Source organism: Falsiroseomonas sp. RANM36 (assembly GCF_056682175.1).
The window spans coordinates 758710-771310 of the sequence record NZ_JBWXTD010000002.1 but is presented as its reverse complement, the minus strand read 5'-3'; the positions used below and the strand labels follow the sequence as shown (position 1 = coordinate 771310).

Annotated in this window: 12 protein-coding genes and 1 pseudogene; 1 reads left to right on the top strand and 12 read right to left on the bottom strand. The window is 72.4% G+C overall.

All coding sequences use genetic code 11. From position 1 onward, the window contains the following. From AC1MIR_RS04570 to AC1MIR_RS04540, 7 genes and pseudogenes are all read right to left on the bottom strand, one after another. Positions 1–877 (bottom strand): annotated as a pseudogene (locus tag AC1MIR_RS04570) (ABC transporter substrate-binding protein); the annotation flags it as partial. A 10-nt stretch (positions 878–887) separates the two neighbouring features. Next, positions 888–1808 (bottom strand): ABC transporter permease, encoded by a 921-nt coding sequence (locus AC1MIR_RS04565; protein WP_480026980.1) that lies wholly within the window; start codon positions 1806–1808, stop codon positions 888–890. After that, the gene (locus AC1MIR_RS04560; RefSeq protein WP_480026979.1) at positions 1805–2677 is read right to left on the bottom strand and encodes an ABC transporter permease; all 873 of its coding nucleotides are present in this window, start codon (positions 2675–2677) and stop codon (positions 1805–1807) included. Before AC1MIR_RS04560 ends, AC1MIR_RS04565 begins: the two co-directional genes overlap by 4 nt. Next, positions 2664–3440, bottom strand: a complete 777-nt coding sequence (locus AC1MIR_RS04555) for an ABC transporter ATP-binding protein (RefSeq protein ID WP_480026978.1) — start codon at positions 3438–3440, stop codon at positions 2664–2666. The genes AC1MIR_RS04560 and AC1MIR_RS04555 overlap by 14 nt, the downstream gene beginning before the upstream one ends. Next, the gene (locus AC1MIR_RS04550; protein ID WP_480026977.1) at positions 3427–5766 is read right to left on the bottom strand and encodes a molybdopterin cofactor-binding domain-containing protein; all 2340 of its coding nucleotides are present in this window, start codon (positions 5764–5766) and stop codon (positions 3427–3429) included. Before AC1MIR_RS04550 ends, AC1MIR_RS04555 begins: the two co-directional genes overlap by 14 nt. Then, positions 5766–6242 carry a (2Fe-2S)-binding protein gene (locus AC1MIR_RS04545; RefSeq protein ID WP_480026976.1) on the bottom strand — a complete coding sequence of 159 codons (477 nt, stop codon included), beginning with the start codon at positions 6240–6242 and terminating at the stop codon, positions 5766–5768. The genes AC1MIR_RS04550 and AC1MIR_RS04545 overlap by 1 nt, the downstream gene beginning before the upstream one ends. Beyond that, complete coding sequence (locus AC1MIR_RS04540) at positions 6239–7108, bottom strand: FAD binding domain-containing protein (protein ID WP_480026975.1); 870 nt, start codon at positions 7106–7108, stop codon at positions 6239–6241. The genes AC1MIR_RS04545 and AC1MIR_RS04540 overlap by 4 nt, the downstream gene beginning before the upstream one ends. A gap of 101 nt (positions 7109–7209) precedes the next feature. Between AC1MIR_RS04540 and AC1MIR_RS04535 the strand changes: the two genes are divergently transcribed. Next, positions 7210–7764 carry a nucleoside 2-deoxyribosyltransferase gene (locus AC1MIR_RS04535; protein WP_480026974.1) on the top strand — a complete coding sequence of 185 codons (555 nt, stop codon included), beginning with the start codon at positions 7210–7212 and terminating at the stop codon, positions 7762–7764. Here AC1MIR_RS04535 and atzD read toward each other — a convergent pair. The 5 genes from atzD to AC1MIR_RS04510 all read right to left on the bottom strand — a co-directional run. Then, on the bottom strand, positions 7757–8872 hold the full coding sequence (gene atzD / locus AC1MIR_RS04530; protein WP_480026973.1) for a cyanuric acid amidohydrolase: 1116 nt from the start codon (positions 8870–8872) through the stop codon (positions 7757–7759). The two genes, AC1MIR_RS04535 and atzD, sit on opposite strands and share 8 nt — an antisense overlap. Then, positions 8869–9273 (bottom strand): allophanate hydrolase-related protein, encoded by a 405-nt coding sequence (locus AC1MIR_RS04525; protein WP_480026972.1) that lies wholly within the window; start codon positions 9271–9273, stop codon positions 8869–8871. Before AC1MIR_RS04525 ends, atzD begins: the two co-directional genes overlap by 4 nt. A gap of 8 nt (positions 9274–9281) precedes the next feature. Beyond that, positions 9282–10619 (bottom strand): allophanate hydrolase, encoded by a 1338-nt coding sequence (atzF, locus tag AC1MIR_RS04520; protein WP_480026971.1) that lies wholly within the window; start codon positions 10617–10619, stop codon positions 9282–9284. A gap of 145 nt (positions 10620–10764) precedes the next feature. Beyond that, on the bottom strand, positions 10765–12273 hold the full coding sequence (trpE, locus tag AC1MIR_RS04515; protein ID WP_480026970.1) for an anthranilate synthase component I: 1509 nt from the start codon (positions 12271–12273) through the stop codon (positions 10765–10767). A gap of 22 nt (positions 12274–12295) precedes the next feature. Further along, the coding region (locus tag AC1MIR_RS04510) for a hypothetical protein (protein ID WP_480026969.1) at positions 12296–12601 on the bottom strand (306 nt) is incomplete at its 5' end.

The window sequence follows — 12601 nt, the reverse complement described above, 5'->3', positions numbered from 1 at the left end:
CGGCCGGCACCAGCCGGCCGCCGCCCCGCGCATCCAGCAGCTTCGCGATCTCGCCCATCATGCGGCGCTGATGCGCGATGGTCTGAGCGCCGCTCATGTCGGCGTCGATGACGATCTGCGCCGCCGCGTCCGGGTTCTGCCGCGCCCAGTCCCAGCCCTGCATCGAGGCCCGCACGAAGCGCGCCATGCGCTGCACGAAGGCCGCGTCGTTCAGCCGGTTCTCCAGCACATAGAGCCCGTCCTCCAGCGTCGCCACGCCCTGGTCCGCGTAGCTGAACACCACGAGCTGGTCGGGGCGGAAGCCGCCGTCGATCACCTGCCAATACTCGTTGTAGCTCATGGTGGAGACGCAATCGGCCTGGCGCTGCAGCAGCGGGTCCACGTTGAAGCCCTGGCGCAGCACGCGCACGCCGCCCGGCGAGCCATCCGTGCGGTAGCCGAGGCGGCTCATCCAGGCCAGGAACGGATACTCGTTGCCCGAGAACCAGACGCCGAGCGTGCGCCCGCGCAGGTCCTGCGGCGTGCGGATGCCGGTCTCCGCCCGGCAGGTCAGCTGCAGGCCGGATCGCCGGAAGGGCTGCGCGATGTTGACCAGCGGCACGCCGCGCTCGCGGCTGGCGAGCGCGGCCGGCATCCATTCCACGATCACGTCGGCGCGGTTGCCGGCGATCACCTGCGGCGGCGCCAGGTCCGGCCCGCCCGGGTTGATCCGCACGTCAAGATTGGCCTGGCGATAGAAGCCGCGCGCCTGCGCCACGTAGTAGCCGGCGAACTGCGCCTGCGTGACCCATTTGAGCTGGAGCGTCACGCGCTCCTGCGCCTCGGCCGTGCCGGCGAGCAGGCCGAGCGCAAGCAGCGCCCCGAGCAGTCGTCTCATCGCATGTCTCCTATTCCCGCAGGGAGGGATGCCAGAAGGTGGTGGCCCGTTCCGCAAGGACGACCGCGCCATAGAACAGCGAGCCCGCGACGGCCGCCACCACGATCTCCGCCCAGACCAGGTCGAGCGCCAGCTTCGCGGCCTCCGTCGTGATGCGGAATCCCATGCCGGCGGTGGGGGAGCCGAAGAACTCGGCCACGATCGCGCCGATCAGCGCCAGCGGGGCGTTGATCTTCAGCGCGGTGAAGACGAAGGGCAGGGCGGCCGGCAGGCGGAGCAGGCGCAAGGTCTGCCCGTGGGAGGCGGCGTAGGACCGCATCAGGTCGCGCTCCAGCGCGCCGGAGGCCGACAGGCCTGCCAGCGTGTTCACCAGCATCGGGAAGAAGGTCATGACGACGACGACCGCGGCCTTCGACTGCCAGTCGAAGCCGAACCACATCACCATGATCGGCGCGATGCCGATGATCGGCAGCGCCGAGGCCAGGTTGGCCACCGGCAGCAGCCCGCGCCGGAGGAAGGGCGCGCGGTCCGCCAGCAGCGCGATGCCGAAGCCGAGCGCATTGCCCATCGCGTAGCCGCTCAGCACCGCCTTGACGAAGGTCTGCACGAAATCCTCGGCCAGGATGTGGGTGGACGCCGCCATGCGCGCGGCGATGGCCGAGGGCGCGGGCAGCAGCACCATCGGCACCGCGAAGCCCACCACCAGCACCTCCCACAGCGCCAGCACCACGGCGCCGAAGGCAAGCGGCGCGAGCAGGTCCGAGAGGCGCCCGTCGCGCAGGTTGCCCAGCCGGTCCACCAGCCAGGCCGCGAGCAGCGCCAGCACGCAGAGCCCCGCCCAGAGCGGCGCGCCCGCAAGCCCCCGATGCACCGCACCGATGGCGAGCGCGAAGCCCGCGGCGACGGCCGCGCCGAGCAGGCCGGTGCTCACGCCCGCGCCCCGAGCCGGCGCGCCAGCAGGCGCTCGCCCATGCCGAGCAGCCCGACGAGGGAGGCGGACAGCACGGCCGCCATCACCAGCGCGGCCCAGATCTGCACCGTCTGGCCGAAATAGGACCCGGCCAGCAGCCTGGCGCCGAGCCCGGCCTGCGCGCCGGTCGGCAGCTCCGCCACGATCGCGCCGACCAGCGAGGCCGCGGCCGCGACCTTCAGGCTGGCGAAGAGGAAGGGCAGCGCGGTCGGCAGGCGGAGCTTCCAGAACAGCTGCGCGCGGGAGGCGGACCAGGTGCGCATCAGGTCCATCTGCAGCCGATCCGCCGCGGTCAGCCCCTTGGTCATGGCGATGGTGACGGGGAAGAAGCAGAGCCAGGCGGCGATGATCGCCTTCGGCAGCAGCCCCTCCAGCCCCATCGCGCCGAGCGCCACGATGATGATCGGCGCAAGCGCCAGGATCGGCACCGCCTGGGAGGCGATGACCCAGGGCATCAGGCTGCGTTCCAGCGCCCGCACATGCACGATGGCGATGGCGACGATCGCGCCCGCGGCCACGCCGAGCCCGAAGCCGGCCAGCGCGGCCGACAGCGTGACCCAGGCGTGCCAGACCAGGCTGCGGGCGGAGGTGATCGGCGTCTCCACCGTGCTGCGCCAGAGTTCCGCGACGATCTGGTGCGGCGCGGGAAGCAGCGGCCGGTTGAACGCCATCGTCCCCGCGACGATGTCCCAGGTGCCGGACGCCGCGCCGCCGCGCGCCAGCGTGTCCGACACCACCTGCCAGTTCAGCGCCACGGCCGCGGCGTACCAGAGGACGGTGAGGGCGGCGCCGACCACCACCACGGGCAGCGCCGCGCTACCGCGCCGCATGGGAGTCCGCCCAGAGCAGGTCGCGCACCCGATGCGCCACCGCGGCGAAGGCGGCGGAATCGCGGATCGCCAGCGGGCGCTCCGCGCCGAGGTCGCAGTCCACGATCTCCACGATCCGCCCCGGCCGCGGCGACATCACGACGATGCGTGTCGAGAGATAGACCGCCTCCGGGATGGAATGCGTGACGAAGACCACCGTCTTGCCCGTCCGCGCCCAGAGCCGGTGCAGCGCGCCGTTGAGGTGATCGCGGGAGATCTCGTCGAGCGCGCCGAAGGGCTCGTCCATCAGCAGCAGCTGCGGATCGAAGCTCAGCGCGCGGGCGATGGAGGCGCGCTGCTGCATCCCGCCCGAGAGCTGCCAGGGAAATTTCCGGCCGAAGCCATCCAGTTCCACCAGCGCCAGCTGTTGCCGCGCGCGCTCGCGCCGCTCCGCGCGGGGGAAGCCCATCACCTCCAGCGGCAGGGCGACATTGCCTTCGATCGTCCGCCAAGGCAGCAGGGCCGGCGCCTGGAACACATAGCCATAGTCCCGCCGCAGGCGGGCCTGTTCCGGCGTGACGCCGTTGACCCGGATCTCCCCGGCGGTGGGCTGCTCGAGGTCCGCGATCAGGCGCAGCAGCGTCGTCTTGCCGCAGCCCGACGGACCGATCAGCGACACGAACTCGCCCGGCTGCACGGTGAGACTGACATCGGACAGCGCGCGGACCGCGCCGTCCCGCGTCGCGAAGCTCAGCGAGACGCCCTCGGCGTCAATCGCCGCCATGCACGATTTCCCAGAGCCGGGACGGCGACAGCGGAATTTCGGAGATCTCGATGCCGCGCGCCGGCAGGTCCAGCGCATCCTCGATCGCCTGGGCAAACAGCGCGCCGACCGGGATCGCGCCGCCTTCGCCCGCGCCCTTGGTGCCGAGCGGGTTGAGCGGCGAGGGCGTCTCGGTGTGCAGCACGTCCATCCGCGGCACGTCGAGCGCCGTGGGGAGCAGGTAGTCGGCGAGCGAGGCGTTCAGCAGCTGGCCGTCCTCCGTCCAGGCCAGCTGCTCGAAGAAGGCGTTGCCGATGCCCTGCGCGACGCCGCCCTGCACCTGGCCGGCCAGGATCAGCGGGTTCAGCACCGTGCCGCAGTCATGCACGACGACGTAGCGCAGGATGGTCGGCCGCATCGTCTGCGCGTCCATCTCGATCACCATCGCATGCGCGCCGGCGGCGGTCGCGCCCATCTGCGGTCCGAAATAGGAGGTCGCCTCCAGCCCCGGCGTCGCGCCCGGCTTCACCGCGCCGCGCATCGGGTTCGCCAGCCGCGCCAGATCGCCGAGCGTGATCTTGCGCTCCGGCACACCGGCGATGGAGACCGCGCCGTCCTGCAGCACCAGGTCGGCCTCGGCGCATTCGAAATGCTCGGCGGCGGTCTTGAGGATCTTCGCGCGCACCTCCAACGCGGCGCCATGCGCGGCGGAGCCGGTGACCACCGCGCCGCGGCTGGCGAAGGTGCCGGCGCCCCAGTCGAAGACATCGGTGTCGCCCGTTGTCACCTCCACGTCGCGCACATCCACGCCGAGCTGCTCGGCCACCACCTGCGCGAAGGAGGTGAAATGCCCCTGGCCCTGGGTGCCGACGCCGGTGGCAAGCGTGACCTTTCCGCTCGCCTGCACGCGCACCTTGGCGCCTTCGTACGGCCCGATCCCGGTGCCCTCGACATAGCAGACGATACCCAGGCCGATGTGCCGGCCTTCCGCGCGCGCCTTCGCCTTCTCCGCCGCGAAGCCCGCGTAGCTGATGGCGTCCAGCGCCTTGTCGAGGATCGGCGCGTAATTGCCGCTGTCGTAGGTCAGCGGCGCGAAGTCCTGGTAGATCAGCTCGTTGTGGTATGGAAAGGCGTCGGGCGGGATCAGGTTGCGCCGCCTGATCTCCGCGCGATCCAGTCCGAGCTCGCGCGCCGCCGCATCCAGCATGCGCTCCATCACGAAGATGCCGTGCTGCCGCCCGGCGCCGCGATAGGGCGTGACGAGGGTGCGGTTGGTGTAGATCGCACGGAAGCGGCTGTCATAGGCCGGGATGTCGTAGCAGTTCAGCAGCGTGCACTGGCTGTTGAGCGGCACCGTCAGCCCATAGGGGTTGTAGGCACCCGTATCCATCAGGAAGGCATCGCGTACGCCGAGGATCTTTCCGCGCGCATCCAGCGCCAGTTCGCAGTCATGGACCTGGCTGCGCTCATGCGTCGTGGCCGTGAAGTGTTCCAACCGATCCTCGATCCACTTCACCGGCCGCTCCAGGCGCAGCGCCATCCAGGGGACCAGCACCTCCTCGGGGTAGAACATCATCATCTTCGGTCCGAAGCCGCCGCCGATGAAGGGCGCGACCACGCGCACCTGGCGCTCCGACAGGCCAAGCATCGCGGCCAGTCCGTTGCGGATGAAGACCGGCGCCTGGGTGGTGTCCCAGACCGTCAGCTTCTCCGCCTTGTGGTCCCATTGCGCGACGATGCCCCGCGTTTCCATCGGGATCGACGCGCCGCGGTCATAGGTGAAGCGGCGGCGGATGAGGTGCGCGGCCTTCGCGCGCGCCGCGGCATAGTCGCCCTTCGCCTGATGGACATCGGCGGCGATGTTGTCCGGCAGGTCGGCATGCACGCGCGGGCTGTCCGACGACAGCGCCGCCTCCAGCCCGATCACCGGCGGCAGGGCCTCGTATTCCACCACGATGTCGCCGATCGCATCCTCCGCGACGTAGCGGCTTGCGGCGACGACCATCACCACCGGCTCGCCCACATGCCGCACCTCGCCCTTCGCCAGCGGCACCTGGCAGCGCTGGCGGAAGACCATGCCCTTGATCGGCGGCGGCGGCACCAGCAGCGGTCCCGGCTGCCAGTAGTCACCGAGATCCTCCGCGGTCATCACCGCGACAACGCCGGGCCGCGCCTTCGCGGCCTCCGTGTCGATGGAGCGGATCGCCGCGCGCGCATGCGGGCTGCGCAGGAAGGCGGCGTGCAGCAGGTCGGGCAGTTCCACGTCGTCCACGAACAGCGCGCGGCCGGTCAGCAGGCGCGGGTCCTCGTTGCGCGTCAGCGGCCGTCCGACCTGGCGGGTCTCCATCACGCGGTCTCCCGCAGGCGCTTCGCCGCCAGCAGCACCGCGTCCACGATGTGCTGGTAGCCTGTGCAGCGGCAGAGATTGCCCGAAAGCGCGTGGCGCACCGCGTCCTCGTCCGGGTCCGGATTTTCCTCCAGGAAGGCGGTCATCGTCATCAGGATGCCGGGCGTGCAGTAGCCGCATTGCAGGCCATGGGCGTCCCGGAAGGCCTGCTGCAGGACGGAGAGCGCATCCGGCGTGCCGAGGCTTTCGACCGTCCGCACGTCAAGGCCTTCCGCCTGCACCGCGAAGATCAGGCAGGACCGCACCGGCGCGCCGTCGAGGCGGATGGTGCAGGCGCCGCAGACGCCGTGCTCGCAGCCGACATGAGTGCCCGTCAGCCCGGCCTCGTGGCGGATGAAGTCCGAGAGCAGCAGACGCGGCTCGACCTCCCGCGTGACGGCGCTGCCATTGATGTTCAGGGTGACGCGTCGCTTCATGCCGCGCGCTCCCGCGCCGTCGCCAGCGCGCGCGCCGCGATCACGCCGGCCAAATGGCGCTGATAAGCGGGGCTGGCCTGCACGCTGCCGGTGGGCGCGACCTCCTGCCGGAGCAGATCGGCGGAGGCCGCGATATCGGCATCGGCCAGCCTTGTCCCGACCAGCGACGCGGCCGCTTTCGGCGCCGCCATCGGCGTCGGCCCGGCGCTGCAGCAGGCGAGGCGCGCCGCGGTGCAGATACCCGCCGCGTCGCGCGTGACCACCGCCGCCACGCCCATCATCGCGTAGTCGCCGCGTCGTCGCGCGATCTCGAGCCAGGCGGTGCCGCTGCGTTGCGGCAGGGCGGGCAGGCGGATCTCGGCCAGCATCTCGTCCGGTTCCAATACCGTGGTCAGCGGGCCGAGGAAGAACTCCGCAGCAGCGACCTCCCTTTCGCCGCGCGCGCTGCGGATCAGGAAGCGCGCATCGAGCGCCAACATCACCGCCGGCATCTCGGAAGCGGGGTCCGCATGGCTGAGATTGCCGCCGAGCGTGCCGCGGTTGCGCACCTGCGGATGCGCCACCTCATGCAGCGCTTCGGCCAGGATCGGATGGCTTTTGGCCGCGCCGGCGTGCCGCTCGATCGCGGCGTTGCGCGCCATGGCGCCGATCGTCAGCGTGCCGTCTGCGCCCACCGCGATCCCGTCCAGCCCTGCCACGCGATTGAGGTCCACCAGCACCGCCGGCTGTGCGACCCGGAAATTCATAGCCGGCACCAGGCTCTGCCCGCCGGCCAGGAACCGCGCCTCCTCGCCATGCCGTGCCTTCAGCGCCAGCGCCTCCGCCACGGTGTCGGGGGCGTGCCAGTCGAAGGGGGCGGGCTTCACGCAAAAATCCTCATCGCGGGCAGATTGGCAGAAGCCTTTCCGACCCCGAAGGGAAAACCGCGCCTTGCGCGCGCCGCCCCTGCGGTGGTGAAGATGCGCCCATGCCCATCGCCTATCTCGCCGGTCCCGACGTCTTCCTGCCGAACGCCCCCGCCCATGCCGCGCGCAAGGCGGCGATCTGCGCCGCGCATGGCATCACCGCCCTGCCGCCGCTGAACGAGGACATCACGAGCCTCGCGGAGCTCGAGGCGCATCACGCCTGGCGCGCCATCTTCGAGAAGGACATCGAGATGATGGAGCGCGCGGACCTGGTGATCGCGAACCTCACGCCGTTCCGCGGCGCCAGCGCCGATGCCGGCACGCTGATCGAGGTCGGCTGGTTCCTCGGGCGCGGCCGGCCGATCTTCGGCTATTCCAACAGCGCGACGCCCTTCGCCGAGCGCAGCGCGGCGCAGGTGGCGCGCGTGCCGGACCCGATCCCGGGCCTCTCGGTCGAGGGTTTCGGCCTGCCCGACAACCTGATGATCCCGGGCGCGGTCGAGAGTGGCGGTCATCCGATCCTGCTGCCGGAAGGCGGCCAGGACCTGCCCTTCGACAGCCTGGAGGTCTTCGCGCGCTGCGTCGCCATCGCCGCGCGGCGCCTCGGCCTCAGCTGAGACCGGCGCGGCGCGCGATCACCGCGACGGGGCCGCCGCCGTCCGGGCCCTGGTGCTCGGCGCCACCCGAGATGAAGAGGTCCGTCCGCCCCGTCGCCGCCGCGGCCACGCCGCCGACCAGCGCGCGGGCATGGCGCGTGGCGTTGATGTCGCTGTCGTCGCCCATGATGTGGCGGTTGCCGCGGATGCGCCCGTCGCTGCTCGGCTCCGCCTTCGCCAGCAGCGCGACCAGCCGCGCGGCGTCCTCGCCGGCAAGCTGCCCGCCCGCCGTATCGAGCCCCGCCGCGCGCAGCGCGCGCTGCACCGCCGGCAGGTCTATGCCGTCCCGCATCACGTCATGCGCGATGACGAGGTCGCCGGCCCAGTCCGGGCTGTTGCCCATCACCACGATCTCGTTGCGCGTGAGCTCCACCCCCGCCGAGGCGCTGGCCCGGCCGGAGAACAGCGACAGGTCGCGCCCGATCACGGCGTCCGACAGCGCCGCCTGCGGCAACTCGCCGAGCGCCAGCGCCACGCCGAGCGCCGAGGCGCCGCGCGAGAGGCCCATCGAGGCATAGGTGTCGTGCGTCGCGACCGTCGCGCCGCGTGCCTCGGCCTCCGCGATGCGCTCGCTGGTCAGCAGCGGGCATTTCACCTGGACATAGTGGACCTGCGCGGCGTCCCGGATCGCGGCCTCCGCCATCGCCTGCCGCACCGCCTCCGCCGTCGCGGTCAACTGCGGCATCCGCCCGAGTTCTTCCGGGAGGAAGTCTCGGGTGAACGCGGTGCCGATGGCCAGCGCGCCGGTCGCCGGCCCCGGCGCATCCACTACCGAAGAAAGCAGGAAATGCGGCGAGAGCCCGCCCTCCGTCCCGCCCGACATCACCATCGCGACGCGCGCCGCGACCGCTTCCTCGCTCGCGCCGGTGCGCCGCGCCAGCATCGCGGTCAGCGCGGAGACGGCATAGGCGCGCGTGAAATCGTTGACGCAGCCATTGCCCTCGGTCTTGCCGAGGATCGCGATCAGCGCGGCGGGATCGAGCGCGCCGGCCTCGAACAGCGCCTCGATCGCCGCCATGTCGGCGGGGTGGCGCATCGGCACGCGATGGACGGCGACACGGCGGGTCATGGCTTGGCCTGCGATTCGAGAAAGGCGCGCCAGCCGCCGAAGCGGCTGATCTCCTCGGCGCCCGAAAGCCCTTCCGGCTCCACCAGGAAGCCTTTCGGCGTGCTGCCATCCGCGAGCAGCAGCGTGCCGATGCAGAGCGGCGCGGGGATGCCGGCGACGAAACGCCCGAAGCCATCGGGTGGCAGCGCCCAGACCTCAGCGGCGATGGCGTGGCCGGTGCCCGCCTCCACGCGCAGCAGGCCGGGCCGACGCGGCGGGCCGCCGGCGAGGGCGAAGAAGCGATAGCTCGGTTGCGTGGCCACCGCGCGCCGCAGCACGCCGCCGCGGCCGGTGAGCTCATGGTTCAGCGGCAGCCCCGACAGATGCGCGCCGACGACGGCAATCTCGATGGTCTCGTCCATGCCGCCCGTCATGCCTGGAAGCGCGCGCCCAGCGCGGCGAGGCTTGCGTCGCTGCCGCGCGGGCCGATCAGCGTGATCCCCGCCGGCAGCCCATCCGGCCGCATCGGCCCCGGCACGGCCAGCGCCGCCAGGTCCAGCAGGTTCACGAAGTTGGTGTAGGCGCCGAGCCGCGCATTCGGCCCGAGCGGATCGGCCTCAAGCTCGGCCAGTGTCGGGAAGCACGGAACCGAGGGTACGGCCAGCGCCTCCACGCGCTGCCAGACGGGCGCGGTACGGCGCCGCATCTCCGCGAGTTCATAGAGGCCGCGGAAGGCGTCCACGGCCGAGAAGCGCGCGGCGCCGGCCAGGATGCCGCGCGTCACCGGATGCACGGCCTCGGGCTCCGCGGCGCAGAAATCGCCGACGGCGGCGGCGCGCTCCGCGACCCAGGGGCCGTCATAGAGCAGCCGCGCCGTGGCGTGGAAATCGCCGAGGTCCAGCGGTTCCAGAACCACGCCGAGCGCGGCCAGGCGCGCGCAGGCGGCATCCCACGCGGCGCGCCCCGCCGCGTCGTCCAGCTCCGGCACCAGCGGCACGCCGATGCGGCGCGGCGGCGTGGCGGCGTCCATCTCCTGCCAGGCGATCGGGCGGCTGAAGGCGTCCTCGGGATCGTCGCCCGCGATGGCGGCGAAGCCGGCCCAGGCATCGGCGACGCTGCGCGCGAAGACCGAGACGCAATCCAGGCTGCGGCAGGCCGGCACGACGCCGCGCGTGGAGACGACGCCGAGCGAGGGCTTCAGCCCGACCAGCCCGTTCAGCGCCGCCGGCACGCGGCCAGAGCCTGCCGTGTCCGTGCCGAGCGCCAGCGTCGCCAGCCCCTGCGCGACGGCGACGGCGGAGCCGCTGCTCGACCCGCCGGGGACGCGCGTGGGATCGAAGGCGTTGCGCGGCACCGGATAGGGCGTGCGGACCCCGACCAGGCCGGTGGCGAACTGGTCGAGATTGGTCTTGCCGATCAGCACCGCGCCCGCGTCCAGCAGGCGCTGCGCCGCCGGGGCGGTGGCGCGCGCCATGTAGGCGAAGCCGGGGCAGGCGGCGGTGGTCGGCAGGCCGGCGATGTCGATGTTGTCCTTCACCGCGACCGGCAGGCCCCAGAGCGGATAGGTCGCGGGATCGAAGGCGGGCAGCGCCTCCGCCGCGGCGCGCGCGCGGTCCTCCGGGATCAGGTGCAGGAAGATGCCGGGGTCGTCGAGCGCGGCGATGCGGCGATGGATCAGCGCGACGACATCCGCCGGCCGAAGCCGCCCCTCGGCATAGGCGCGGTGCAGGCTGGCGCGGTCGAGCGGAAGGTCGGCCTCAACGGTCATGTGCGCGATCCTGCAAGGCGCGTGCCTCTTCTCCCTCCCCCGCTCTGCGGGGGCTTCGACGCCAAACGCGTCGGAGGCCTCAGGCTGGTCGGGGTGAGGGCACGGCCAGCCTGCCCAATTGCTGGGCAGCGCCGGCCCGCAAACGTTACCCCCGTCGCCCCGCCGCGAAGCGCACCGCTTCCTCCGCGGCGCGGAACAGCGCGCGCGCCTTCTGCTGCGTCTCGGCGTATTCGGCCTCGGGGTCGGAATCCGCCACCACCCCGGCGCCGGCCTGCACATGCATCACGCCGTCCTTCACCAGCGCGGTGCGCAGCGCGATGCAGGTGTCCATGTCGCCATCGGCGCCGAAATAGCCGACGCCGCCCGCATAGGTGCCGCGGCGGGATGGTTCGAGCTCCTCGATGATCTCCATCGCGCGGACCTTCGGCGCGCCGGACAGCGTGCCGGCCGGAAATCCCGCCATCAGCGCATCCAGCGCATCGAGCCCCGGGCGCAGGCGACCCACCACCTCGCTCATGATGTGCATCACCTGCGAATAGCGCTCCACCTGGAAGCGCTGGGTGACGCGCACGCTGCCGATCTCGGCCACGCGCCCGACATCGTTGCGGCCGAGGTCGAGGAGCATCAGGTGCTCGGCCAGTTCCTTAGGGTCGGCCAGCAATTCCCGCTCCAGCCGGGCATCCTCCTCCGGCGTCGCGCCGCGAGGACGGGTACCAGCCAGCGGGCGGAGCTTCACCTCCCCATGCTTCACACTCACGAGAATCTCGGGCGAGGCGCCGACCAGCGCGAAGCCGCCGAGGTCGAGGAAGAACAGATAAGGCGCCGGGTTCAGCCGCCGCAGCGCGCGATAGAGCGCGAAGGGCGGCAGCGCGAAGGGAACCGAGAAGCGCTGCGAGGGCACCACCTGGAAGACGTCGCCGGCGGCGATGTACTCCTTCCCCCGCTCCACCGCGGCCATGTACTCCGCCTTGGTGAAGTTGGAGCCCGGCGCCGGCAGCGCGGGAAGCGCGGCGGGCGGGGCCGGGCGGGGCAGGGGGCGGTCCAGCGCCGCCTCCGCCTCGTCCAGCCGCGCCTGCGCCATGTCCCAGGCGGCGCGGGGATCGAGCCCCTCCGCCGGCCAGACCGGGGTCACCAGCGTCAGCGTGTCGCGCACATGATCGAACACCGCCGTCAGGCTCGGGCGGAACATCACCGCTTCCGGGATGCCGAGCGCATCCGCGTTCTTCTCGGGCAACCGCTCGATCTGGCGAACCATGTCGTAGCCGAGGAAGCCGAACAGCCCCGCAGCGATGGAGGGCAGCCCCGCCGGCATCGCAAGGCGCGATTCGCCGATCAGCCGGCGCAGGCTGTCGAGCGGCGCGGCGTCCTCCGGCGCGAAGCCGTGCGGGGCGGCCTGGGCGTGGCGGTTCAGCTCCGCCTTGCCGCCGCGGCAGCGCCAGATCAGGTCCGGTTCGAGCCCGATGGCGGAGAACCGCCCGCGCGCGGCGCCGCCCTCGACGCTCTCCAGCAGGAAGGCGTTGGGCCGGTTCTGCGCCAGGCGCAGGAAGGCGCCGACGGGCGTGTCGAGGTCGGCGACACGCTCGCGCGAGAGCACCTGGCCGCGCCCGGCCGCCAGCCCCTCGGCGAATTGCGCGAAGGTCAGGCTCCCGGGCATGGCGTCTTGTCCTCGCCGCCGGTCACGGCACCACCTGCTGCATCAGGGTCGGGCTGATGCGCGGATCGGCGCGCGCGCGCAGCGCCGCGGCGAACTGCGCCTCCAGATCCTCCGCTGCCTGCGCCTGGGCGGTGCGGCGGGCATTCTCGAGCGCCTCCGCCTCGGCGGTCGCATCGGGCGGCACGATCTCCAAGAGCTGCGCGACGGCGAAGCCGGCGCGCGTCGCCACCATGGTCGCCGCGCCCAGCGGCGCGGCGAAGAGCGGCGGCAGCAGCTCGGGCGGGATGGTCAGGCCGGGCCCCCCCCGCGCCCGCCCGCCGGCCGAGGC

What these genes read in the sequence shown, in the direction of transcription:
- AC1MIR_RS04545 (WP_480026976.1), bottom strand. Translation starts at nt 6,242, where the DNA reads ATGAAGCGACGCGTCACCCTGAACATCAATGGCAGCGCCGTCACGCGG.
- AC1MIR_RS04525 (WP_480026972.1), bottom strand. Translation starts at nt 9,273, where the DNA reads ATGGACGAGACCATCGAGATTGCCGTCGTCGGCGCGCATCTGTCGGGG.
- AC1MIR_RS04560 (WP_480026979.1), bottom strand. Translation starts at nt 2,677, where the DNA reads ATGCGGCGCGGTAGCGCGGCGCTGCCCGTGGTGGTGGTCGGCGCCGCC.
- AC1MIR_RS04535 (WP_480026974.1), top strand. Translation starts at nt 7,210, where the DNA reads ATGCCCATCGCCTATCTCGCCGGTCCCGACGTCTTCCTGCCGAACGCC.
- trpE (WP_480026970.1), bottom strand. Translation starts at nt 12,273, where the DNA reads ATGCCCGGGAGCCTGACCTTCGCGCAATTCGCCGAGGGGCTGGCGGCC.
- AC1MIR_RS04550 (WP_480026977.1), bottom strand. Translation starts at nt 5,766, where the DNA reads ATGGAGACCCGCCAGGTCGGACGGCCGCTGACGCGCAACGAGGACCCG.
- atzF (WP_480026971.1), bottom strand. Translation starts at nt 10,619, where the DNA reads ATGACCGTTGAGGCCGACCTTCCGCTCGACCGCGCCAGCCTGCACCGC.
- AC1MIR_RS04555 (WP_480026978.1), bottom strand. Translation starts at nt 3,440, where the DNA reads ATGGCGGCGATTGACGCCGAGGGCGTCTCGCTGAGCTTCGCGACGCGG.
- atzD (WP_480026973.1), bottom strand. Translation starts at nt 8,872, where the DNA reads ATGACCCGCCGTGTCGCCGTCCATCGCGTGCCGATGCGCCACCCCGCC.